Source organism: Exiguobacterium sp. KRL4, from assembly GCF_001870785.1.
Taxonomy (GTDB): Bacteria; Bacillota; Bacilli; order Exiguobacteriales; family Exiguobacteriaceae; genus Exiguobacterium_A.
Genome location: NZ_MOLV01000010.1, coordinates 104849 through 128115, shown reverse-complemented (window position 1 = coordinate 128115; position 23267 = coordinate 104849). Strand labels below are relative to the sequence as shown.

The following is a 23267-nucleotide window of genomic DNA, read 5'->3' as shown; positions in this document are numbered from 1 at the left end:
ACTTTTGTGGGAGCATATCAAGGTAGGGTGATGCGACTCGTCCCGCCCGACGGCTTGCGCCGGACGGGACGTAGTTTCATTATACATAGCGCGCCAGTGTTTTTTCAATCGTCTGAATCGAATCGACCGGCGCAAAGCGTTTGACGACCCGTCCTTGGCGATTGACAAGAAACTTCGTGAAGTTCCACTTGATGTTCGACGACAGCAGACCACCCTGCTGCTGCTTTAAATACGTATACAACCGGTGTTCTGCCGGGCCGTTGACGTCAATCTTCTGAAACATCGGGAACGTCACACCGTAATTGCGCTGGCAAAACTGCATCGTTTCTTGCGGATCGGCAAACTCCTGATTGTTGAACTGGTCACACGGAAATCCAAGGACCTTGACGCCTTTATTAGCATACTTGTCGTACAACCGTTGCAAGTCTCCGAGCTGACCGACAAGCCCACATTTGCTGGCTGTATTAACGATGAGAAGTACCTCTCCCGCGTAATCCTGTAAGGAAATGGTCTGTCCGGTTGCGTCTTTCACCTCGATCTCATAGAGCGATGGCATCCCGTCGCACCCCCTTTTCTGTCAGTATACGCCGCTGAAAAAGCTCCGTCTTTTTTGAACACGCAACCAGTTGCTTACCAGATGGATTCTTCCCGGCCACTCAGCTTAATGACAAACGGCATGATCAATAGAAAAAACAGGCTGACGTATCCGAGTGACAGATAGTGTTGGGTATCTTTTGAAAGATACTGCTTCTTACCGCAGTTCGAACAATCCTTGCCGTGATTTGCAAAGCCGACAGCCAATACGTCCTTCGTTTTCCACTTGTAGTCGCAATTCGTACACCGTACCATTTCATCATCCCCTTTGAATTCTTTTACCTGTTTGTTCCAGTAAAAGTTTCACGATTATGATGATTTGTTGAGAAACGTCAATCAACGAAACGTACTTCATCCTTAGTCTTACCTTAAACTCTTTTATCATATCCTGCTAATCATAAAAATTACAAATTTTGTATTTTTAAATTACGAATGGTAAAATTAATCTATCCTGTAATCGAAATACAAGAAATGGAGGTCATCCCATTGAAAAAAGTAATCGCTCCTTTACTTTGCATCCCGTTCCTGCTGTTAGCAGCCTGTACAGGCGAAACAGAAAAAACAGTGACGCACTCCGAAAGTAAAGAATTTAAACCGGAAACTGTAAAGATCAACAAGAATAGTGAACTAAACATCGTGCCGCTTTATACGCCCTATCAAAACTATTTGAAGGCATCCCTTAAAGAAAATGATCCAGAAGCGGATAAAAAAAATTATGCAAAATCTGTTCTTGATTACATAGGTGAAATTGGAGAGAAGGAAAACTTTGATACGACCAGTTTAAAAGGCTACTTCATGTTGCAATCAACTTTTTACGAGCAAGAATTGATGGATCGGACAAACGAGTTGATGAAGCATCATGACGAAATCAAAGACATCATCATAAAAAACTATACAGCTGCAAATAAGGTACTTCCTAAAAAGAAAAGTACGATTTTCATCGTACCTTCCAACTCGGAATATTCTTCTATGAGTGAATCCATGAATGGAGTATTCGCCGGAGCATACAAAGACTCTGTCATCCTCTATTTAGATTCAAACTTCGATCAGGATACACTTGCTTACACAGTCGCGCATGAATACCATCATTTGATTCTTCAGGATACACCTGAATATAAAATGAATGTGATTCTTGATTCAATCATCACCGAAGGCAAGGCGGATGCCTTTGCCGATCGTGTCGTTAAGGGTGTTTCACCGCCGTGGAACGTACCGATGGATGAAAAGACCAAGAAACATGTAGCCAGTCTGATCGAGAGCGGTGAAGCTACTTATGAAGAAGTTGTAGGCGGTAATCACCAAAAGGATATTCCCCAATGGAGTAACTATATCTTAGGACGGGATATTATGAATCACTACTTTAAAACGAATCCTGACCGTTCCATATCGGACTGGACAGTTGCAGATCAACAGGATATTTTAAAAGGCTACAAATACCAAGATATTCTGGAATGATACATTAATACATTCCGAAAAAAATATCATTGTAGGATGGTTGCTTAGTAAATGGATTTCAATCTTCTCTTAAACTTACGTTGGATAATGCCCGAATTACATTTTCGATGATGTCGAGAGAAGCCGGAATCTGAATCCATTTTTCCACCTCCTGATCAAAATAAAGTCCTTGTTCTCGCATGTTTTCTTTATTGTTCACTTCATCATATTCTAAAATTTGATTCAGATTTCGATCGGCTTCCTCAAAGTCATCGAACGGACCTGAGCCATAATAAAAGATTAGGTCTTCTTTTGTAAATCCCTCTAATTCTAGAATCTTTTCTTCCAGTAATTCGAGTGGACGTATACGGGCTTTCGCATAATCAATGATCGTCTGATAAACGCTAAATGGTATGTCGTATTCTAAAAATCGTTTCGAATACCATTCCCAAATCCATTTCCACTTACAGATGAAATACACGATGTATTCTACTTGTGATGTTTCTTCCAACTCATGCATTTCGTAAGATAATGTCATGGTGTCTTGTTCCAGCTCGAATTCAATAATAAATCACCATTCCTATTTTCATCTTCCAGAAGTTCATTGATTCGTAAATCATTTAGTTTAAGATAGTCCAACAATGGAACTGGTAGCTGCGCTTCTTCGCGAAATAAAACGCTAATATTTTTAATCACTTCGATTGTCAATTAGAACCTCCAAAAGGAATCAAGCAAGATCACCTTGCTTGATTCCAGTAGTTTTATCAGAACCAGACACAAATATACCTACTCCTTAACCTTAAGAACGAAATCCTCATGAAAGTCATCACCGTGATACCTATATACAACAAATACAAAATGAAGGAGTAGAAAACATGTTTTATGATGAATACGAACTGCTTGAGTTATTCGAATCCGAACCGAGAGAACTTTATCAGGAAGGTGCCGGTTTTTATATGTATAAGAAGGTCGACAAACTTGGGTTTCAGCTATTATTGTATATCTCACAATATGAACATAAATGTAACGTCAGTCTAAGTAGTGATATGTACAGGTGGACGATCTTCGAATTTGAACTATATCATATAGAATCAATAAGAAATGAAAATGAGTGTTTAAAAATCAGAGGCAATTCAGGAAAAACGGAAATTGATATACAGTGTAAACCACATTTCAGTTTAACTCATATTAGATTATCTGATTAAAAATATGATTGATCTTTTAAGAAATTACTTACGAAGGAGGGCAGTTTCAGATGCGTAAATCTTTATTAATCGGTTCTGTGATTATCATCATTGCTTTGTTCGTTCAATTCGAACCCTTCCGTGATGAACCACCCGATCCCCGTGTCGAGATACAGGGAAAAAGTATTCCAACGGTCCAAGGGACATTTTGCTGGAGTGGCCTGTTTAGCGGCCAATGCGTAGACAAAATATACGTAGATGGTCTGCATATGACTGAAAAAAGTAAACCGGTCACCGTCATGCCTAACGAGAAAATCCAGATTTCCTTCGATCCAGAACCTGATACAATCAAAATCCTACAATTTAACAACAAGGAGACCGGTAACTCTGTTACGTTAAAAAATAATCAACTGGTAACACCAAAAAAGAGCGGAACATACGCATATGAACTTCAAGCAAGATGGTCGGAGAATGGTGATGGCCAGTTTGCTTTCTTAATCAAAGTAGATTGAAGGGAGATCGAAATAAAACTCGTGTCTGTACTAACATCTAAATATGTATTACAATGTATTACAAAGGAGATGATAAGTATGAGTACGATTTCTGTTCGACTCGATGATCAAGATACGCGACTGATCAAAGAATATGCGAAAGCAAAAAACATCACGATTTCTACACTTGTTCGCGATGCCGTCCTCGATCGTATTGAAGATGAGATTGATTTACAACTCTATCATGATTCCATGGCAGCACACCGCAAAAAATCAGAAGCAATCTCGTTTGACGATATGATGAAGGAACTTGATTTAAAATGACAGCATATACAGTGGAGTTTGAGCGTGGAGCTCAAAAGTCCCTTAAGAAGATAAATCCTCAACAATCACGGATCATCATGTCCTGGATCAAGAAGAACCTGGTCGGGACGGATGATCCCCGTCGTCATGGAAAAGGACTTGTCTCGAATCGTTCGGGTGAATGGCGGTATCGCATTGGCGACTATCGTCTGATTGCTGACATCCAAGAGGACAAAGTCGTGATCTTGATTCTTGAGATCGGGCATCGTCGAGATATCTATAAATAAGGGAGTTAAGACTCACGAATGAGGAAACATATTCGTCTTTTCTTTTTAACGACCGTTTTTGCAAACATCACTTAAACATTATTCATACGTATGATGAAAAGGAGCAAAGTGCCTTCACCTCTAACAGAGAAGGGATTTTGCTCCTTTTGATACCTTTAAATTCACGGTTTTAGAGGGTCACAGGCAAAAACATTTAAGACTCCTCTTCCCCTGTTGGCAATTTTATGCAAAAATGTATAATCATATAATAATTTAAACAGGATGTGACTCGATGCAAAAAGTTCTATTCTATTTTTCCGTACTGAACAGCCTCTACATCGGAATCAACTCATTTACGTATTCCGACAGCTTTCTAAACGCCCCACTCGGCTTAACAACACTGTTCGCTGTCATTTTGATGGTTTTCAATGACAGAGCAAAGAAAACGGGACGATCGTTCTTTACTAAAACAACGGATGTCCTCAGTTTTATTAACATTTTGATCGGGCTTTCGCTGATTGTCTTGATTTAGGAGTGGAGCTTATTTATGACGACTTTTATGTATATTTTTTGTTTACTCATTTGGGGTCTTAATTTCATTGCCGTCAAGATTCAAGGTACGCCGGTCAGCCTGGAGCTATCGTTGACCTATCGTTTAATCCTGACTGCTGTATTGTTCAGTCTTCTGGCATGGTTCATGAAACCGGTCGGAAAACCTCTGAAACAGGATCTTCCGTATATTCTGGTGTTTGGTATATGTAATTTTGCACTCAGCTATCTCTGTCTCTATTACGCGACGATGCTCAGTTCAGCCGCAATCGTCACATTGATTTTTTCACTGAAAGTTATCCTAACACCCGTTGCCTTGCGGATCTTTTTAAAAGAACACCTCCATATCCGCATCCTGATTGGCGGACTTCTCGGTGTGCTGGGCGTTTTGATTTTGCTTTATCCTACTCTACACGACATACATACGAATGATGTTAAAGGAATTCTCCTTGCCCTGCTTGGTACTGTCCTTACAGCAATCGGCGACGCCAGTTCCGCACGAAATGCGAAGCAGAAAGTAAATCCGGTGTATGCCAATGCGGTCGGTTTCACGGCAGGAGGTATTTTGCTTGGATCCGTCGTATGGTTTCAGGGGCAGACAATCAGTATCCCGCCGTCCGTTACTTACTTGTCCGCGCTTCTTTACCTCACGCTGCTCGCATCGTTTGGCGCATGGTTCTTCTACCTGAAGTTGGTCGAGAAAATCGGTGGTGCCAAAAGCGGCTACATGGTAGCGCTGTTTCCGGCAATTGGAGGAGTCGCTTCCGTCCTGATCGGTGAATCGACTTTATCTGTTTACTTAGTGCTCGGTTGCTTGTTCAGTTGCACCGGTGCCGCTATTTCGTTAGGAGTCGGGACTTATCTTCGAAAGCGGTTGGCAAGTAAAAGACCATCCATGAATGCCGATTTGAAATAATCGAATACCACCTGCTTCCGGCTGTCAGTCGGAAGCAGGTTTTTCATTCCTCGATGATTTTCCGGTCTTGAAACGGATGCTCCGTAAAGTTCGCAACAAAATCAAAACCGGCGGCATCGTGGGAAATCATTAGATAGTAAATATCCTTCGAAGGAATCGAAAAATCAAATGCAAGCAACAACCAGGCATCCGGGTCATTGATAATGGACACATCTTTTTCCATTGTGATTAAAATATTTTGCCCGTTATACGCGTCAGAATACGCCATTGGGAGATACTTTTCGACTTCTTCGAGCGAACAGATCTCAAGCAAATGATGATACCGTCCTCTTGATAATTTTGTCGTAATCCTCACTTTTGAAAGACTGATCTCTGAACCGCCACTAAAAGCATGCACATAGAGCGGATACCGTTTAAATCCTAAAACGAAGTTCTTCAGCAGAAAAAACGCCCCATTTTGATAATCGTCTGCTCCAAGAGTTGCAGACTCATAATCTGTCTCATCAAAAAAGGCATAGAACTGCGTGTCTTCTTGAAGTGACGTTTTCCATTTAAACGTATCGTCTAATTCTCCTAGTACGCGGTACAAAATCATCGACTACACCCTTTCGCTTACGACTCGCTTCCCTCGTTGCCCGTCCCTATTAACTCCTCTTCAATATTCATTTCACGACTCCTGTATGCAGACGCATTTTGACGAATTCATAGCTTCCGCCGTTCGTTTCTTGCTGAAACCGTTCGATCGATTCAAAACCGCTTTTGGCATACAGCCGGATTGCCCGTTCATTAAAGGTCGCGACAGCTAATTCAATTTGGCGTGGTTGATACTTTTGAATCGCAAAGGAGAGACCGCTTTTCAAAAATGCTGTACCATTTCCCTACCCCGTTAGATCCGGTCGCATCCCCAGTGCCACATCAAGGCCGTCCTGTCCGGGTTCAAACACAAAAAATCCAATCAGTTGTGTACCGTCCATCACCGCATAGTAATGTTCCGTCCGTTGATCGGGATCAAGAAATTCTGCCAAGTCGTCCGGATCGTTCGGCATATTATAGAATGCAAAGTCGCCTTCGTATCTCCAGTCATAGGCAATCTGTTCCACCTGATGTTACGTCAGCGGTAAATAAGTATAGCTCATCATACATTTTCCTTTTTTAAAACTACTCAGAATGTTTTACTTCTTTTCTTCAAGGTAAAGTGTTTCGTCGATTTCTTCATACGTTGAAGCATCATCATACATTACAGTCATTTCAAGGTCTTCTGACCACTCCCAAAAGTAATCGCCTTGGGCAATGATAGCGCGTTCTAAAAAACATTCGAAATTCAAATTTAATGGAACAGCCATATCCAGACCATCTGATGGATGCACAACTGTGATATATGGTTTTTTAAAGGATCCTTCTGCATCCGTACATTGATTTTTATCAATTAAAATCCAATCCTCATCTATTTGACCTATGATCCAGAAGTTTCCTTCCGAAAGGAGACCGTCTTCTGAATGGTGTTCTTCCGACATTTCCAGCATTTCCTTAAGAGGAAACAATTCTAAGATTAGATCAGATTCAGTTCTAAATAAGCCACATCCATCATGCAACGTTAAAAAATGTTTATAGTCTTTCGGCAAAGAAAAATTATCTTCAGGCAAGCAGGATTCAATTTCTTGAGAAGATAAAGGTTTATTAAAACTACAAGTTGCCCATCCGTTTCTACCATATCTTCCCATAATAAATCTCGGCTCATATTTAAACATTTGTTTGAGTAAAATCAATGTTCTTTCAATCGGTTTCATCTTATATCCTCCTCAATTTTCGGACTGCTCCTACTTACAAGTATTCTCTTCATTCTATACCTTTAATTGGAAATAAAGATACTAACTTCCCGAATTTATGGTATGATCAACTCAATAAAAAAATACATATATTACCTTTTATCATAGAACAGAGGTTTTTGAATGAATGGTGATGGACTAGTTTGGAGTGTTCTAATATCAAGCTTAATCGTATTAAATTTGTCGGCTGTTCTTTTATACAGGAAAGGTAAAATGCTCTTATGGGGATCCGGTTTAATAATCGGATTTCTTGGACCAATCGTTGCTTTAATATCGGGTTCTATTTTTTTAAAAATAGATCACAGCATGGATGGAGATGGTTTTGGGGCTGCTTTTTCAGCAGCTTTTATCGGATTCGTTATCGTTGGTAACGGAATTCTATATCTTATTGTTGGTCTTGTAATAGTGATTACGAACTTCATTAGAAAACGTCAACTAAATTAACGATGATGAAATCTCAAAATATTCATATCTAAAAATGAAAAATAAGGAGGACTGCATATTTTGAAAGAACGAAGACGTTCGGATCGGTATTCATCAGGTCTTAATGGGAAAGGAACGCTACTAGCTATTTTGATTGTAATTTCCATAGGAGCAGTTGGGAGTATGGCGAACAATGACGAAACAGATGAAGTGAAAGAACCCAAGCAAGAAGCGAAAGCGGAGGATAAAAAAGAATCAGTCGATCAAGGAATGTCTGAAAAGAAAATTAAAACTACCGTTAAAGTGCAATCACCTAGCGATGTGAGCAATCTAAATGAAATACAACAAGCTGTGAATACGGGAGAAGATGACTTGCGAGACGCCATCGATTCAACAAATCAATTTGTAGACGATCTCGTGACAAAGCAAGAAACCTTACGTAAATCTAAAAATCTCGCTATTCAAGATTTCCATAAAACCATCACCGATGATGTCGTGGAAAAGCTCGATAACCAAATTTCATTACTGAATGACGCCGCTCAAACGGCCCATTCCATGGCAACTGGCGTTTTCTTGAACAACGAGAAAAACATTGCAGTTGAAGGTACCGAAAACCTCAACTTCGTAAAACTCGAACAGTTGGCGGATAATTTTAATTCAATGGCGTTTAGCTTAGAGACATACGGGATGGCTCGTAGTTTTGAATCGTGGGAAGAAGCCTCTGCTTACCTACCAAGCCGTCGGGAAGAATCGCTTCTTGCTATTCCATTAAACGAAGCAATCATCCATTCTTCATCCGTTATCGATGAACCGATTATTGCAGAGCCGGTTACGGAAGAAGGAAATGTCGACGGGGAATCGGTTGCGAGTACAGAACAAACCGACGCCGAACGATATCCAGAAGCCATCACAAGCGTTTTTAAAATCTCAGAAGCTATGAATGCTATCTATGTAACGGCTGATGAATTACAACAGCGCTTTACCCCTTATGAGAAGGAGGACGGGTTTGGTCAGTTTGAATACATCTCAGTGGACGACTTAGATGATTTATACAAATTTGACACAACCGTAGCGAATGAAATCACAGTGAGCATTCACTTCGAAGCACCTGATTATACGACAGATGGATTTACGCAAGCTATGGATTCACACCGTATTATCATAAAAGAATTGGATCAATTGAGTGCACTCCTCGAAGTGTATTCAAGTGAATTCCGGCAAGACCCACAAGGCACACTTGCACAAGCGAAAGGCCACCTTGAACGAATCAAAGCAGCAGCCCAGATTGAACGACCAGGCTTTGAAAAATTCTTCAAAACTGCTGGACCAGAAGCAAACTAATCGTAATACACCTCGCTCGCGTCTTTATTAGACGACAAAAAAACCGCTCAACCGAGCGGCTCCTGACATTTTGGCGAAAAAAATTAAAAAGTGGGAACTGAGTGGGAACTGGCGACTTCCGCACCTTTGAAAACTGCTTAAGCCTGCGGTCTTTTCCGACGGAGACCATAATACTGGTAGAACTGAACTTCGATATTCCCGTTATAGAGCTTACGACGTTTTGTCGCCGGACGGCCGAAGGCTTTTTCGAACTCGACGTATGACGTGATCATATAGACACTGTAGTACGGGAATTCACGGAACGCATTGCCGATCTTCCGGTACAGCTGGTGGACTTCACGTGCGTCCTCGAGACGCTCCCCGTACGGCGGGTTCCCGATGATGACACCAAAGTCTTCCTTCGGCTTGAAATCAGCCGCGTCGCGTTGCATGACGTTGATTGCGTCCCGGACGTCTGCGAGCTCGGCGTTTTGTTTTGCGAGCTTGACCATCTCCGGATCCGTATCGTTGGCATAGATTTTGAGCGGCTTGTCCCACTCGGCTTTGTCGTTTGCTTCCTTGATTGCATCGAACCAGGCTTTTTTCGGAATACACGCCCATTCTTGCGACGCGAATTCGCGGTTGATCCCGGGTGCGATATTCCGTCCGATCATCGCGGCTTCGATGGCCAGTGTCCCTGAACCCGTAAAGACGTCGTACAGCGGCATATCCGGCTTCCAGTTCGTCAGCATCAGCATCGCTGCTGCCATCGTCTCTTTCAGTGGTGCCGCCGAGTGGAACTCACGGTACCCGCGTTTATGGAGTGCGTCGCCTGACGTATCGATCGTCAGCGTCGCGATGTCTTTTAAGAGCGCGACTTCGATCGGGAAGCTGGCACCCGTTTTCGGTAACCACTCGTCGCCCATGTTATATGCTTCCTGCATGTGCGAGACGATCGCTTTTTCCGTGATTTTCTGACAGTCACGGATTGAGAATAGTTTTGATTTGACTGAGCGGCCGTTGACGACATAGTTCGCTTCCCACGGCAACAGTTCGCTCCACGGGAGGTCCTTGACCTGATCAAATAATTTTTCAAATGATGTCGCCTTGAATTCGGCAACGACGAGTTTAACACGGTCCGCCGTCCGTAACCAAAGGTTGAGACGGGGAATGTCTTCGAGCTCGCAATCGATGTAGACCTTTCCGTCCTCGACCGTACACTCGTATCCTAAATCGCGGACTTCCTTGGCGACGAGGGATTCAATTCCCATTGCCGCCGTCGCGATGACTAAACGTTTTGCCATGATTGTTCACGCTCCTACCTGTTTTTAAAATTTCCAAAATCATTTCAATAAAAAAAGAGCCCAGTTGGACCTGGACTCTCGTTCAAAGTAAAAATAACAGCCTATGTGGTCCTGTAAGCCATGTTCTGTTCCCTAGTGTTGCAAACGGTTTGACCCTCACACGTGGGCGACAATCATCTATCTCCGTATTTACATACGCTCTCCTTCGCGTTCAGTTCCGCTCCGGAAATTCCCCTACCAAATTTGGGTTTCTCGCTCGTGGGGTTTACCTCGTTCCACCCTTACTGTTTCCAGCAAGGCTCCGTCACTGTGGCACTTTCAAGAAGTTTCGGCCATATCCGAAGACTTAGGCGTTCCTTCTGCCGTCAGCACGACGCTGCCTACACTTATCTTTTCGTGTAGCACGATCACTACAACCATCGCAGGTTGTGCGAGCATGGACTTTCCTCAAAGCACCGAAGTGCCCCGCAATTGTCCGAACCAACATAGTCACTGCTTAACAGTGTAGCGCACGTCACGGATTCTAGCAAGAGGTATTTCTCGATCAATGGGCGGAAAAGTTGCGTTTTCTTGTGATTTTGCGGTATAGTACAATGGTTCAGAAGGGGGCATGTACTATGAAAAAACGACGCTCTGGTACGAACCAGCGTACCGTACGGAAATTGACGTTCTTGATCGAGATTGATGAAATCAAGGCACTTCATCTCCGGAACGGCATCTTTGCCTTTTATCGCAAGGGTGAACTCATCCATGCGTTCGAGCCATTTAATGTAAAACAACCTGATGCGTTATCAAAACGGAGTTACCATTTCGACCAGCATGATATCTTATTGATGAATGAACGGTTCCCGCAACAGATTCCGCTGTACGATGAAGCGATGACGTTACGCTCATGGGCGAATCAAGTCGAATACGGCTTGTACCAGCTGATCGACACGGGACGTTTGTCTTTCATTCATGAAGATGATACCGGGTATAAAATGGAAGCGACGATTCAGTGGACGGGCGAAACGCTTGCCGTTCCGACGCCGGTCTATAAAAAAGGAAAAGACCCAAAGTAAACACTTTGAGTCCCACGCTGTCTCCCACATGGTGAGGCGGCTTTTTTTTTGATTATTTGACGGTGATGACACGTTCCGTCACCCGCGTATGACGACCGGACGACGTCGCAAAGACAAGTTTATACGTCCCGGTTTCTTTCAGGGCGTAGGAATACTTGTGCGTGCCGTTACGCAGATACTCATTCGTAAACGTCTTGACGACCTTGCCGTCCTTGTAGAGACGGGTCAACGTCGTCGCGTTCGAGTACTCGTCAAAGTAAAACGAAAACGGCTGATTCGGTTTCAAGACCGACGGGACCGACACTTTGGAAACAGGTGCCGGAATCCGGGCCAACATGCCGGCGTTCAGTCGACCTGTTCCGTAGTGTAACATCGTATCCCCGGCTTTTTTCGCCGCTGCCTCATACAGCTTACTGCGAAGCGTACTGTTCGTGATGAACGGGTTTTTTGATTTTGCGAGGGCGATGACACCACTGACGATCGGTGTCGCCATCGACGTCCCGTCGAGGTAGCCGTACTTGTTGCCGACGATCGTCGAGTAGACGCCTTCCCCCGGTGCCATGATGTTGAGCCCTTTGCCGTAATTCGAGAACGTCGACGCGCGACCGAGTGTTCCGACGGATCCGACGGCAATGACGGATTTCATTGAAGCAGGGAATAAGAGTTTGTTGCGTCCGTCATTCCCCGCCGCACTGACGACGACGATGTTTTTGGCTTCTGCTTTTTTGATCGCCGCTTCCATATACGGATCGTATTCGTACTGACCAAGTGACAAATTGATCACATCCGCCCCTTGTGCGATCGCATAAAGTACACCGTCTCCGATGTCGATCGAACTCGCGAAGTCGCCGTCAAAGACGTCGGCACCAATCAATTTGACGCCGGACGCGACACCAACCGTTCCTTTGCCATTTTCTGCTGCCGCAACGATCCCTGCGACATGTGTCCCGTGATCGTCCGGTTTCCGGATGCCGGAAATCGTCGTTGCCTTATAGATGACATTCTTGAACTCCGAGTGATTGACGTCAATCGCATCATCGATGATCGCAACACGAACGTCGGATTTGCCGCGGCTGTATTTCCAATAAGTAGGAATACGCGATTGATCCAAATATGTTTGTTGCAATTGGGCCGAATCGGTCGCTTTTTCGACGACCGTGACCGGAATCAAATCGGCTTCGACATCCGTCTCATCGAGGTGCGGCAATGGTTCGACGAGTGAAAACCCGTCCTGTTTCAGTTCCCGTACTTCCTGCAGTCCTTGTTCCGATAACCACGTTTGTTTTTGTTGTTCCGTAAATGTTGGATCATACTGCACATATTGAGAATTAGCGAACGCAGAGGTAGGTAACCCTACGACGACAGCAAATGTGAGTAGTGCAAGTTTCTTTTTCAATGTGGACCCTGCCCTTCTCTTTTTACACGCCGATTCTATTGATGTGCTGACCCAAACGGACTAAAAAAATGGAACGGTCCCATCGGATTCTTCGCTGACTTCAAATGGAATGATTTTTCCGATCGTGACATAAGAATAATAACGGACAAGCACCGCCCGCCAACGTGCCGCATCAATTCCGGTCAGATCTTCTCCGAGCGGCGATCCGTCAAACGTCTCGAACTGCTGGCAAAAAAAGGCTTCTTCCGCCTCACTCCAGGTTACGGCTTCTCCAATAAATCCGGTTGAGAATCGGACGAAATCGGCAATCGACGGACCAATCACTTCGGATGGCAAACGTTCACTCATCCGACCGACCAGTTCGTAGCGATCGCGTTCCGCCTGCTCTGCTTCTTCTAATGAATGGCACAGCAAGACTTCCCGATTGATCTCCACCAAAACGACATAATCACCTTGCGGCAAATTGACGTGTATCATCACTACACCCCTTGGATTAAATTCGTGTAGTTTCTAGATGTCACTTTCTATGAGTTAATTTATAATGTCCATTTTCGATCAAACATCAATTCTATCGGTTCGTTATCCTTAGACTTTAACATACGAACCCGTGTCGTATCAATTTGATCGAGTAAATCCGCATCGCTCAATGATCGGATGGCTGGTGCTTCCGACTGCTCAATCCGTGACCGGAACGATGTCAGCAAATCCTGTTGCCCGCTCGCAATCGCATACCAGGCAAGTCGTGCGAATGGCTCATCCTTCGCCGTTTCTAAGGCATAACTCTCAAAAATATCTGGTAAGTAACTGGCAAACTGATCGAGCGCGTCGATCCGCTCCGCGAGATCAAGAATCGTCAACCAACTCGGCAACGACAATAACGATTCACTTGACCACCAATCGATTAAATCAATATGTTCCTTAAACAGTTGTTGCGCTTCCGGACGGTCGATGAAATGCTGCATCGTCTGGATCAATTCGTTCCAGGCGATCGACCAGTATTCGTCAGACGGATTGGCGGAGATGAAAAATTGACGATAGACCGTCAACAGTTCCGACACTTCTTGAAGATGCTCGACTTCTAGCCGTTGATTCAACCGACTAACTGCTTTTGTAAAATAACTTGGTTCTAACGTCAGTGCCATATACAGTAGTTTCGGTACATCTTTTAGTTCGCCTTGATCGACCGTCTCAAATAATTCCTGGATCCATTCTGGTTGTGGGTTCGTCATACGTTTTTCTCCTCTGCATAGTAAATGTATTTACTATACCCGAAAAAGAATTAGTGTAATCCACTTTTTCATAATGCCCCAATCTGTTTCGCCGTTTCTTCACTGCATAAAACGATCAACGTCGTATTCGGCGGAATCGGTTCATCAAGCCGGCGGTTCAAATCCAGCCGTTTGCCGTCCGATAAAATCGTCACCCCGTCTTCGAGCATCGCGTGGAAAGCTTCCCGAAACGTCGTCCATTCCGGTTTTGCCGGAAGCGAAAACATGCCGTCCCCGTCTTTCGTCAGCAGATTCGTCACAACCTTCGTCACGCCGGGATGGTGGGCGGCGAGAATCGCCATCCGGGCAATCGTCTCGTCGCCGAGCAGGACTTCATCGACTTTGACTTGTTCAAAACTGTCGAGGTGTTCCTCGAGCATCATCTCAACGATCGTATAGATGTTCGGATTGGCGCGTTCGATGCTCGCTGCAATCAATAAGGTCCGTCCGTCCGCCAGTGCCGGGGGGATCGAATGATCGGCGAGGACGATTGCCCGGGTCGCCTTTTTGATGTTCGCCCGTTGTAACGTCGATTCGAGTGCCGGGTCGCCGCTGACATAATGGAACCGGGGATGGCTGAACGGTTCGCGTTCCAGATCGTCGATCAAGATGACGTCCGTCGCCTCCAGCAACTCATCGATGACGTGTTTCGAACGCCGGCTGTAGCCAAACACTAACGTATGTCCCGTTTCTTTCACTTGCAATAACCCTCTTTCCTTTTGATTTCGGATCAACTGGACGCCGTCGACGAGCTTTGAAATCAATCCGCCGACAATCCCGATTCCGAAGATGAAGACAAAAATCGTCATGAAACGACCAAAATCCGTATTCGGGAAAAAGTCCCCGTATCCGACTGTCACGACGGTCGTCATCGTCCAGTAGACGGCCCGGAAGTAAGTCCCGAACGTGTCCGGTTCTGCGAGATACATAATCAAGGCGACACCAAATACAAACACAAACGAGGCATACGCTAACGTCCGCATCCTCAAAAAGGACATGCGACGTAAAAATCGTAACCAGACCATAACTTTTATTCACCCTTTCCGAACAATTTGTCCTTTCGTCCTGTCAATAAGGGCGAAGGAGGTGATACACATGACACAGGCAGAAGAAATCAAAACGAGTTTAGTCGTCGTCTTCGAACGAAACGACAAGGTCACACCAAACGGAGATGCCGTCATCGCCCGCCGTCGCTTCAACGGACTGCGCGCTGACTTGGATCCACAAGCTGTCGCTTCGATTGGCCAAGCCATCGGGAAACTGCTCGCTGGCGCGTACACGCACACGGAAATCAGCCGTGACTTTGCCTTACTTAATGCCTAACACACCCACTCACTAAAGGAGGAATTCGATGGAACACACAATTGTTTTGACATTCGAGACGATGCTGAAAAAACCGTATCGCTTGCGTCTCGCCGGTGCCAAACCGGAAACGTCGGTCGATGAGATCAAGGCGCTTGCTCAGTTGATGGTCGACCACGATCCGTTTCATGACGGGCTCGTCAAGTTGAGCCAAGCCGAGCTCCAAAACAGTTCCGAAACGGCTTACGTCATCTAATGAACGAAAAGTTCTTCCGTCATCATCACCCGTAGAGGTGGTGGTGACTTTTTTTTGGTATACTAGAATCATCAAGCAACTGGAAAGGAAGTCAATTTATGGCCAAACGCCCTCTTACGCCCCGCGAATGTGAACTTGTCGTCAGCAGCCTCTACGTGATGGAGCTGATTCCGTTCGAAGGAATCATGGAACGACTCGAATCGATCACACTGCGCGACATCATCGGACCGGTCGCTTCCGGCGAGATGACCCGGGAACAGGCAGCCGATGCTCTCGATCAATACATCAAAGTGCGCCGGCGTCGCTTCCGCAACGTCCCACCGGAACACCTCTGGTCCCTTGACGACCGGATGGAGCAAGAAGCGTTACGGATGATCCGTAAACGGGCTCCGTTGACGGCGGGTGAAAAACTTCAACCAAAAGCGATTCCCTTTGAAATGGGTGACACCGTCGAGATGACCGTGACCGAAGTCCAGGAACGAAACGGGAAGGTCAACGTCATCGGAAAAGTCGGTCAAGTGACGGCAAAACTTCCGGTCGCCAATCGTCAAGCAGTCAAGAGCAGTAAAAAACTGTCGGCTTGGGTGACGGGAATCGAAAAGAAACCCGCCTTGATTCACTTGTCGACATCCGACTACGGCAAACATCAGCCGTCCGCCGACGTAAAAGAAGCCTATGTCACGGCCATCGCCGCGCTACGGCACTATTTCGAGACGAACGTCCTCCCCTCGACGGAAGAAGTCGACCTCGCAAAGTCGCTTTTCCAACGGATGATTCGTCGCGACCAAAACGATTGGTTCACGGTTTATGTCGCGATGGGGCGCCCTCAGCTCGATCATGTCCGGCGCTGGGTCAAAGTCATCCAAATGCTCGGCAAGTCCCTCCGTGGCGACGAAGAAGCGACACGTCTTTTGGCGTCACAAGAAGACCGGTTCTTTAAAGATGCGTTACTGCGCGCGTGCCGGGCGACTGAAACCAACTTTTCTACACCTATGTAAGTCTTTCGACTAGGACGAACCTTTCTCCTCGTTCATTCATACAACATTTTTTACCAACCGTTCCGTCCGTCTGTTTTTTCAGATAGACCGGGGCGGTTTTTTTGAGGAACATTAAAAAAGACCGACGGGCATTTGCCCGTCGGTCCGACGTATTACGTGATATCAATCGTTGATTCCAGTGCCCGGCACGTCCGGCGTACGGTCGGAAGGAAATCCGTCCGTTTGGCGACGCCACCTTTAATCAGGAAATGTTGAATTCCTTTTGTACGCTGAATCGCGGTCAAGACCGTCACGAGTTCAATGAACCAGTTCGAGATCAATTCGACGACCTGCTCGTCAAAAGCTGCTGCTCCATACACATCATATCCATTGTCACAGGGATGGTTCGGGAAACGCTCCTTGAACCGAAAAATCAGTGTAGCCGTCGTCGGAATGTAAAAGTGATCGAAGATGATCCGTTGTTCGTGATCTGTTTCCTTCTCCGTCAGTCCATCCATCATCAACTTCGGTTGACTCCCGATATTTAGAGTCCAACTTGTTTTCTTTCGTTCGCCAGTGGAAGTGATCGTTCGCATGGTTTCGTCCATCTCCTTTGATGTGTAAGCGTTTACCTCTTCATTTTACAAGCTCGTCAACAGTTCCTGCAACCGTCAATTTCTTAAAAATGAACGATGACTTCATCTGACGTTCAGTCTACCAAATTTCCGCCGGTTTGACGATGTCAGTAATTAACAACTTTTTTCCTAGTGGCACACGTCTTGAACCCCACTCTCCGGATTTGTGTCGCCTTTTTGAACACGACATGAAAAAGTCGGTCCAGGATGTGAACGCTCTCACCGTTGCCCGAGAGCGGACTTCACAAAAATACTATTAGCCACTAGCGAAATGTGATACCATTCAGTGGAATCACAGAAAGAGGAGAGAACAATATGCGAAAAGTTTTTCGATTGAGCATCTTGTTCGTACTGATCGTCCTCATCGGTAGTAGCATCATCTACTGGCAAAACCGGGAACGTGTCCAAAATGAACTGTACCGCACCTATTATGGACAATCCGGTGTCCCAGCCGAGAACATCGACATCTACGAACAAGCCGGTGACCGGTACGAGGTCGATTGGAAGTTGCTTGCCGCAATTCACCGCGTCGAGACGATCTTCTCGAAATCGTCCGCCATGCAGTCTTCCGTCGGCGCCATCGGTCCATTCCAGTTCATGCCGAAAACGTGGGTCGGATGGGGCTATGAAGGCGGCACGTCACTTGGCGACATCGAGCACGACGGGATTGATCTGACGGATCCGGACGCCATCAAACAATACGGTGGTCTTGGCGTTGACGCGAGCGGAGACGGTAAAGCCGATCCAACTGATTTGACGGACAGCGCTCATACGGCAGCGAAGTACCTCAATCAGCATGACGTCACGACACGCTCCGACCGAGGCACGCTTGAATCTGCCCTGTTTGAATACAATCGCAGTGAACAGTATGTCAGCGACGTCCTCAACCAATACGATGCCTATCAACAACAAATCGAGCCGATTGATGCGAACGATCTCGATTTCAAGAAAGAGATACTCGCGCAACTCCTTCGCATCAGCTTACGTTTGACCAACTAAAAGGAGGCACCACCATGACACAACCCGATCGTTCGACATTGACGATTGAGGAATCGTCGATCCGCGTCCAGACGACGTTTGACGAAGCTAAAACGAAACGGTATTTACGCAGCTATATCTTTGACGACATCGAGGACGGCACGCACGTCGCTGCCCTAATCTATACGCCGCGGACGACGGACGCCTTTTTATCCGGGACGACGACGCAGCGCGCCTATAACTTGATGAAGAAATACGTCGAAGGACCCGTCCAGCAATACGACATCATCAGCCTGATACCGGACCTGCTCGTCAGCGAGGATTTACCCTTTGCCCAGGCGAGTTTCGACGAAGTCAACTATGAGTTCGTCGAGCAGACGTTACGCCAGGTCAAGGAAAAGAACGGAGTCGTCTTATGCGGCTGGGGTTCCCCCGGCCGCTTGATGCACCACTTGCCCGCCTATGAGAATCTGTTTGATCAATACGCGGATATTCTGTATTGTTCCGGTATCACCACGAAAGGTGAACCGAATCATTTACGGCTGACGGTCGACGACAGTCCGATGATCACCTATCAGGACATGAAACTGAAAGCCAAAAAATTAAAACGCAAATAAACAATCCCCCTCTGACGTCAAACGTCGCAGGGGGATTGTTCGTTAGAACAGCATGATTTCAAGCAGACAATCAACGAGATCCTTTTCAAGATCAAGCGCCTGCAGCTGGTGCATCAAGTTGACCGGTTCCAGTCGTTGCGATAACAACCGGTACAAGCGGTCCTTCAAATCATAGCCGATCTCGGCCTGATCGAGGAACGTATACAACCGTTCCATCCGGTTGTCGTTCGTCGACATGTCGACCTGAAGCGACAAAACTTGTGTCTCCCCGACCTCTCCGAGTTCGACCGACAATGATTGAGTCTGATGGTCGTAACGGCTCGGTAAAACTTCCCCGTTGCGCAAGACATGCCCTTCATTGACTCCGCGAAGAATCAACGTCACCTCACGTTTTTCCGGCAATAGTTCCCGTTTTCCGAATGGCGTCGCGATCGTCAACGTCCGCGCTGCCCAGTCGAGTTCGAATGCCGTTTCGACGTTTTCCCCGTCCCGGTGTGCGACACCGACGTTGTCATCCTCAAATAACGTGAAGCGGTTCGATGCGCCCGGGAAGACAAGCAATTCGAGATGCTCCGGATTGTGGAGCGCATTTGAATGTTCGAGGTGTTGACCAAGTGGGACGATCGCCCCAGCCTTCGCAAGAACCCCTTGATCTTCGAGTTTACGGAACAGACGCATCTGTTTGCCGCCCGAGTAGCGGTGACCGGTGAAGAAATCAAACCATTCGCCGTCCGGTAACCAAGCCGTCGTCGCCGCGACGTGCAGCTTCGGATTCATCGGTTCGACGATTGGTGTGACCATCAGTTCCGTCCCGAAGTAATACTGGTTCGGCACCGCGTAGGCGAGTTCGTCTTCCGGATGTTCGTAATACATTGGGGAAACAAGTGGGAGACCGTCAAAGTGGTTCCGGGCATTCATCGTATAGACGTACGGGACGAGCTGATGACGAAGTCGTAAATACTTCTTCATCACTTGTTCCGATTCGACCGAATACCGCCACGGTTCTTTCCCGTTAAAGATACTCATCGTACTGTGCAGACGCATGATCGGGCTGAAGACGCCGTACTGTAACCAGCGGGTCGACAGTTCATCGTCCTTTTCCCCACGCTGGTGTCCACCGATATCATGACTCCACCAGCCGTAACCGATGTTTGATGCCGTCGCCGTGAAGTACGGTTGGAACTTGAGTGATGCCCACGAAATCAACGTATCGCCTGAGAAACCGACCGGGTAACGGTGACTGCCGGGTCCGGCATACCGCGAGAAAATCAACGGACGGTTGCCGTCACGGGCGATGTCAAGCGCATGGTAATGATTGAGCATCCAGAGTGGATCGAGCCCCTTCATCTTCGAGTTCGCCCCCTGCTGCCAGTCGATCCACCAGAAGTCGACGCCGTCCGCTTCATGCGGGTGATGGAGTTTCGTGAAGTAATGTTCGATGAAGTCGCGGTCCGAGAAGTCAAACGGAATCCGGTCTTCCGTATCCGGGTCGACGCCCAACGCAACAGCCATCGCTTCATAAGACTCTTCAAAACCACGGACTCCGTCCGCCGGGTGCAGGTTGAGCGTCACCATCCGGTCGTCCGCTTTCAGCCACTGCAGGAACCCTTTTGGATCCGGGAACAGATCACGGTTCCACGTATACCCGGTCCAGCCACTGCCGTATTTCTCCGGAATGTCCGTCACGTGCCAGTCCATGTCGATGACACTGACCGAAAACGGGACGTCTTCCGCTTTGAAGCGGGTCATTAAATCCTTATATTCTTTTTCATTGTACCGCCAGTACCGGCTCCACCAGTTCCCGAGCACTTGCCGTGGCAACATCGGGGTCGGACCGGTCAGACGATAAAAATCTTTTAAGGCTTGTTTATAGTCATGTCCATAGCCAAAGTAGTAGATGTCTTGTGCGCCTTCCTGACGCGGTTCGACAAAATGATCTTCCGTCAGGATGAACGACGCCGAGTCATCGATTGCCGCGTATCCTTGTCGAGAGATGATTCCTTCTTCGAGCGGAATCTCCCCGTCGGCATGGTCAAGCGTCCGTGCGGTTCCTTTTAAGGTCCGCAGTGGTCCGCCGTACGTGTAGCGGCTGTAGTACGTACTGAAGTTTCCAAGGACGTCGATGTATAACGTGTTCGACGCAAACGGACCTTTCGTATAGTGCAGGTGGACGTGTTCCGTGATGATTTGCAAGTCGGTTTCGTCCTCGACGATCCGGTACGACGGAACCGGGAAATCACGGTTCCAGACAGTTTGAGTCGGTCGATCCTCGAATCGCCCGTCCGCTGCGTACTCGAGTCGGATGAGACGACTTGTTAAGACGGTGAAGCGATACGTGTCGCCTTGGACGATTGCTTCTGGTCGTGCCAATGGTTTCATGTCTCGGGTATAGAAATGGGATTCGTCAATTGTGCGCATACGGGATCAGGACGCGAACGTCCTTGTCACTTCCTTCCAAAAATGAATGTGCAACCGATTACACTACTAGTGTATAAAACTTGTTGTTCCCGTTTCAAGTGACAGCTAATCAAAAAACGCACCGCTCCTAGAAATCAGAGGCGATGCGGTACTCGTTTTAGAGTAGTGGTGAAATCAGACGCGAGAACGATTCGAAGATCCGGAACCGCATCGGTCGCTTGACATAATCGGCGGACGACAACTGAATCGAGACTTCAAAATCATCGATGAAATCACGTTCGAGCCGTGCCGCACTCTCCGAATCGTACATGAATGCCATCAATTCATAGTTCAAGACGAAACTCCGGATATCCATGTTCGCCGTTCCGACGACAGCAATCTTCCCGTCGACTAAAAATAACTTCGCATGGACGAAATGACGGTTGTACGTATAGATCTTGACACCGTCACTCAGCAACGGACCGAAGTACGACCGCGTCCCATAGTAGGATGTAAAGCTGTCCCCTTTTCCGGGAGTCAAAATCCGGACGTCGAGTCCCGCCCGCGCTGCAAGACGAAGCAACGTCATCGTCTCATTATCCGGAATCAAGTACGGGGTCGAAATCCAGATCGAGCGTTGGGCTGAGATGATGGCGGCGATCAGAGCGTTACGGATTGCCGGATCTTTTGATGTCGGCCCACTCGTCACGACCTGAACTGCGCCGTCTGATTCGACGTCATGTTTCGGGAAATAGTGTTGAATCGCTTCATCATCAGCGAACGTTTCCCATGTGTCACTGCCCTCTAGATGGGCATACAGCCAATCATCGAGGAACGTTGCCTGTAATTCCTTGACGGCCCGTCCTTCAAGCCGGAGATGCGTATCGCGCCAAAAACCGAACTTCTTACTTTTGCCGTCGTATTCATCGCCGACATTAAGCCCTCCCGTGAATCCGACCTTCCCGTCAACGACGACAATTTTCCGGTGATTCCGGAAGTTGGCCGTAAAGATGAACAACGGACTTGAAATCGGGTCATAGGCGGCAATCTTCGCCCCGGCTTCCCGGAGCGGCTTCAAAAATCCCTCCCCGAGCATATAGCTGCCGAGACCGTCGAACATGAACCGGACCTCGACCCCTGCTTCGAGCCGTTCGATCAAGGCATCACGAATCGCTTGACCAGTCTCGTCGCTTCGATAAATATAGTACTGGATATGGACATGGTGTTCGGCAGAACGAATCGCCCGGAGAATTTCCGGGAACGTCTCACTCCCGTTCGTCAAGATTTGACTCGCCGTATGGACGTCGACCCCTCCGCCGCCAAAGTTCCGGATCGTATTGGCAAGCTTCAAATGATTCGGTGGCAACTCACTGACGGCAAGTGACCGAACAGGACGAATCGCCTGTTTCAGTAACATCCGTTCGTCATGTGACCGGCGATTCCGCCGACGGCGACGCGGATTGCGTCCAAACATCATCCAGATGATGACACCGAGGATCGGCAGGAAAACCAATACTAAAAACCAAGCGATCGTCGACTCGGCCGTCCGGTTCTCAATGAAGATGATCATGATGACCGCGAGCGGGACGACGGTCGCGGAAATCGTCAAGACATAAAACAGGTAGCCTAATTGATATAGCCCCCAAATGATTCCACCTGCGACTAAAAACACGAGCGCGAACTGTAAAAGCCGATTGCGCACTAGACTTCCTCCTCTGCAACGTACTCTATTCTTTTCATTCCCTGTCTCCTTTAAAAATATAGCAAAAA

The 23267-nt window shown here is 46.9% G+C and carries 30 protein-coding genes and 1 other RNA gene; 14 read left to right on the top strand and 17 right to left on the bottom strand.

Annotated features, from left to right (window positions below):
- Window positions 1-79: 79 nt before the first annotated feature.
- Both BLD48_RS08585 and BLD48_RS08580 read right to left on the bottom strand, forming a co-directional pair.
- Window positions 80-556 carry a glutathione peroxidase gene (locus tag BLD48_RS08585; protein ID WP_071499846.1) on the bottom strand — a complete coding sequence of 159 codons (477 nt, stop codon included), beginning with the start codon at window positions 554-556 and terminating at the stop codon, window positions 80-82.
- Between the two features lie 74 nt (window positions 557-630).
- Window positions 631-849: a hypothetical protein gene (locus BLD48_RS08580; protein WP_071499845.1), complete on the bottom strand. Its 219-nt coding sequence runs from the start codon at window positions 847-849 to the stop codon at window positions 631-633.
- Between the two features lie 231 nt (window positions 850-1080).
- Between BLD48_RS08580 and BLD48_RS08575 the strand changes: the two genes are divergently transcribed.
- The gene (locus BLD48_RS08575; RefSeq protein WP_083412279.1) at window positions 1081-2049 is read left to right on the top strand and encodes a DUF2268 domain-containing putative Zn-dependent protease; all 969 of its coding nucleotides are present in this window, start codon (window positions 1081-1083) and stop codon (window positions 2047-2049) included.
- Window positions 2050-2107: 58 nt separating this feature from the next.
- On the opposite strand, the gene BLD48_RS08570 is transcribed toward BLD48_RS08575, so the two are convergent.
- Window positions 2108-2566 (bottom strand): hypothetical protein, encoded by a 459-nt coding sequence (locus tag BLD48_RS08570; protein ID WP_071499843.1) that lies wholly within the window; start codon window positions 2564-2566, stop codon window positions 2108-2110.
- Window positions 2563-2736 (bottom strand): hypothetical protein, encoded by a 174-nt coding sequence (locus tag BLD48_RS16290; RefSeq protein ID WP_161487706.1) that lies wholly within the window; start codon window positions 2734-2736, stop codon window positions 2563-2565. Before BLD48_RS16290 ends, BLD48_RS08570 begins: the two co-directional genes overlap by 4 nt.
- A gap of 547 nt (window positions 2737-3283) precedes the next feature.
- Here BLD48_RS16290 and BLD48_RS08560 point away from each other — a divergent pair.
- From BLD48_RS08560 to BLD48_RS08540, 5 genes are all read left to right on the top strand, one after another.
- The gene (locus tag BLD48_RS08560; protein WP_071499841.1) at window positions 3284-3724 is read left to right on the top strand and encodes a hypothetical protein; all 441 of its coding nucleotides are present in this window, start codon (window positions 3284-3286) and stop codon (window positions 3722-3724) included.
- Window positions 3725-3802: 78 nt separating this feature from the next.
- Window positions 3803-4027 (top strand): type II toxin-antitoxin system RelB family antitoxin, encoded by a 225-nt coding sequence (gene relB / locus BLD48_RS08555; RefSeq protein WP_071499840.1) that lies wholly within the window; start codon window positions 3803-3805, stop codon window positions 4025-4027.
- The gene (locus tag BLD48_RS08550; RefSeq protein ID WP_071499839.1) at window positions 4024-4293 is read left to right on the top strand and encodes a type II toxin-antitoxin system RelE family toxin; all 270 of its coding nucleotides are present in this window, start codon (window positions 4024-4026) and stop codon (window positions 4291-4293) included. The genes relB and BLD48_RS08550 overlap by 4 nt, the downstream gene beginning before the upstream one ends.
- A 271-nt stretch (window positions 4294-4564) precedes the next feature.
- On the top strand, window positions 4565-4804 hold the full coding sequence (locus tag BLD48_RS08545) for a hypothetical protein (RefSeq protein ID WP_071499838.1): 240 nt from the start codon (window positions 4565-4567) through the stop codon (window positions 4802-4804).
- Window positions 4805-4819: 15 nt separating this feature from the next.
- On the top strand, window positions 4820-5737 hold the full coding sequence (locus tag BLD48_RS08540) for a DMT family transporter (protein ID WP_071499837.1): 918 nt from the start codon (window positions 4820-4822) through the stop codon (window positions 5735-5737).
- Between the two features lie 43 nt (window positions 5738-5780).
- Here BLD48_RS08540 and BLD48_RS08535 read toward each other — a convergent pair whose 3' ends face one another.
- The 4 genes from BLD48_RS08535 to BLD48_RS08525 all read right to left on the bottom strand — a co-directional run bounded on the left by BLD48_RS08535 (window position 5781) and on the right by BLD48_RS08525 (window position 7524).
- The gene (locus BLD48_RS08535; RefSeq protein ID WP_071499836.1) at window positions 5781-6332 is read right to left on the bottom strand and encodes a hypothetical protein; all 552 of its coding nucleotides are present in this window, start codon (window positions 6330-6332) and stop codon (window positions 5781-5783) included.
- A 67-nt stretch (window positions 6333-6399) separates the two neighbouring features.
- Complete coding sequence (locus BLD48_RS16470) at window positions 6400-6597, bottom strand: GNAT family N-acetyltransferase (protein WP_236629975.1); 198 nt, start codon at window positions 6595-6597, stop codon at window positions 6400-6402.
- An 18-nt stretch (window positions 6598-6615) separates the two neighbouring features.
- Window positions 6616-6837, bottom strand: coding sequence for a hypothetical protein (locus BLD48_RS16465; protein ID WP_236629974.1), 222 nt, complete (start codon window positions 6835-6837; stop codon window positions 6616-6618).
- Window positions 6838-6909: 72 nt separating this feature from the next.
- Window positions 6910-7524, bottom strand: coding sequence for an SMI1/KNR4 family protein (locus BLD48_RS08525; protein WP_071499835.1), 615 nt, complete (start codon window positions 7522-7524; stop codon window positions 6910-6912).
- Between the two features lie 162 nt (window positions 7525-7686).
- Between BLD48_RS08525 and BLD48_RS08520 the strand changes: the two genes are divergently transcribed.
- Entirely contained in the window at window positions 7687-8007 is a 321-nt protein-coding gene (locus BLD48_RS08520; RefSeq protein ID WP_071499834.1) for an ABC transporter permease, read from the top strand.
- A 60-nt stretch (window positions 8008-8067) separates the two neighbouring features.
- Window positions 8068-9327 (top strand): hypothetical protein, encoded by a 1260-nt coding sequence (locus BLD48_RS16285; protein ID WP_161487705.1) that lies wholly within the window; start codon window positions 8068-8070, stop codon window positions 9325-9327.
- A 137-nt stretch (window positions 9328-9464) separates the two neighbouring features.
- On the opposite strand, the gene BLD48_RS08510 is transcribed toward BLD48_RS16285, so the two are convergent.
- Together BLD48_RS08510 and rnpB are read right to left on the bottom strand one after the other, a co-directional pair.
- Entirely contained in the window at window positions 9465-10610 is a 1146-nt protein-coding gene (locus BLD48_RS08510; RefSeq protein WP_071499832.1) for a THUMP domain-containing class I SAM-dependent RNA methyltransferase, read from the bottom strand.
- A gap of 109 nt (window positions 10611-10719) precedes the next feature.
- An RNA gene (rnpB, locus tag BLD48_RS08505) (RNase P RNA component class B) lies at window positions 10720-11093 on the bottom strand.
- A 134-nt stretch (window positions 11094-11227) separates the two neighbouring features.
- Here rnpB and BLD48_RS08500 point away from each other — a divergent pair.
- A complete protein-coding gene (locus tag BLD48_RS08500) occupies window positions 11228-11671 on the top strand; it encodes a hypothetical protein (RefSeq protein WP_236624194.1) in 444 nt (147 codons plus the stop codon).
- A gap of 52 nt (window positions 11672-11723) precedes the next feature.
- On the opposite strand, the gene BLD48_RS08495 is transcribed toward BLD48_RS08500, so the two are convergent.
- The 4 genes from BLD48_RS08495 to BLD48_RS08480 all read right to left on the bottom strand — a co-directional run bounded on the left by BLD48_RS08495 (window position 11724) and on the right by BLD48_RS08480 (window position 15318).
- On the bottom strand, window positions 11724-13067 hold the full coding sequence (locus BLD48_RS08495; RefSeq protein ID WP_071499831.1) for a S8 family peptidase: 1344 nt from the start codon (window positions 13065-13067) through the stop codon (window positions 11724-11726).
- Window positions 13068-13127: 60 nt separating this feature from the next.
- Window positions 13128-13544: a hypothetical protein gene (locus BLD48_RS08490; RefSeq protein ID WP_026833248.1), complete on the bottom strand. Its 417-nt coding sequence runs from the start codon at window positions 13542-13544 to the stop codon at window positions 13128-13130.
- Window positions 13545-13603: 59 nt separating this feature from the next.
- Window positions 13604-14296 carry a hypothetical protein gene (locus tag BLD48_RS08485; RefSeq protein WP_071499830.1) on the bottom strand — a complete coding sequence of 231 codons (693 nt, stop codon included), beginning with the start codon at window positions 14294-14296 and terminating at the stop codon, window positions 13604-13606.
- A gap of 68 nt (window positions 14297-14364) precedes the next feature.
- On the bottom strand, window positions 14365-15318 hold the full coding sequence (locus BLD48_RS08480) for a potassium channel family protein (RefSeq protein ID WP_236629973.1): 954 nt from the start codon (window positions 15316-15318) through the stop codon (window positions 14365-14367).
- 112 nt (window positions 15319-15430) lie between these two features.
- Here BLD48_RS08480 and BLD48_RS08475 point away from each other — a divergent pair, with 112 nt between their 5' ends.
- From BLD48_RS08475 to BLD48_RS08465, 3 genes are all read left to right on the top strand, one after another.
- Complete coding sequence (locus tag BLD48_RS08475) at window positions 15431-15658, top strand: DUF1659 domain-containing protein (RefSeq protein ID WP_026829726.1); 228 nt, start codon at window positions 15431-15433, stop codon at window positions 15656-15658.
- Window positions 15659-15686: 28 nt separating this feature from the next.
- The gene (locus BLD48_RS08470; protein WP_071499829.1) at window positions 15687-15893 is read left to right on the top strand and encodes a DUF2922 family protein; all 207 of its coding nucleotides are present in this window, start codon (window positions 15687-15689) and stop codon (window positions 15891-15893) included.
- Window positions 15894-15991: 98 nt separating this feature from the next.
- Window positions 15992-16891 carry a hypothetical protein gene (locus tag BLD48_RS08465; protein WP_071499828.1) on the top strand — a complete coding sequence of 300 codons (900 nt, stop codon included), beginning with the start codon at window positions 15992-15994 and terminating at the stop codon, window positions 16889-16891.
- A gap of 152 nt (window positions 16892-17043) precedes the next feature.
- Here BLD48_RS08465 and BLD48_RS08460 read toward each other — a convergent pair whose 3' ends face one another.
- Complete coding sequence (locus BLD48_RS08460) at window positions 17044-17466, bottom strand: hypothetical protein (protein WP_071499827.1); 423 nt, start codon at window positions 17464-17466, stop codon at window positions 17044-17046.
- A 354-nt stretch (window positions 17467-17820) separates the two neighbouring features.
- On the opposite strand from BLD48_RS08460, the gene BLD48_RS08455 reads away from it, so the two are divergent.
- Window positions 17821-18504: a lytic transglycosylase domain-containing protein gene (locus BLD48_RS08455; protein WP_071499826.1), complete on the top strand. Its 684-nt coding sequence runs from the start codon at window positions 17821-17823 to the stop codon at window positions 18502-18504.
- Between the two features lie 14 nt (window positions 18505-18518).
- On the top strand, window positions 18519-19100 hold the full coding sequence (locus tag BLD48_RS08450) for a DUF1643 domain-containing protein (protein ID WP_071499825.1): 582 nt from the start codon (window positions 18519-18521) through the stop codon (window positions 19098-19100).
- A 42-nt stretch (window positions 19101-19142) separates the two neighbouring features.
- Here BLD48_RS08450 and BLD48_RS08445 read toward each other — a convergent pair whose 3' ends face one another.
- Together BLD48_RS08445 and BLD48_RS08440 are read right to left on the bottom strand one after the other, a co-directional pair.
- Window positions 19143-21518, bottom strand: coding sequence for a glycoside hydrolase family 31 protein (locus BLD48_RS08445; protein WP_071499824.1), 2376 nt, complete (start codon window positions 21516-21518; stop codon window positions 19143-19145).
- A gap of 157 nt (window positions 21519-21675) precedes the next feature.
- A complete protein-coding gene (locus BLD48_RS08440; RefSeq protein WP_071499823.1) occupies window positions 21676-23199 on the bottom strand; it encodes a cardiolipin synthase in 1524 nt (507 codons plus the stop codon).
- Window positions 23200-23267 lie beyond the last annotated feature (68 nt).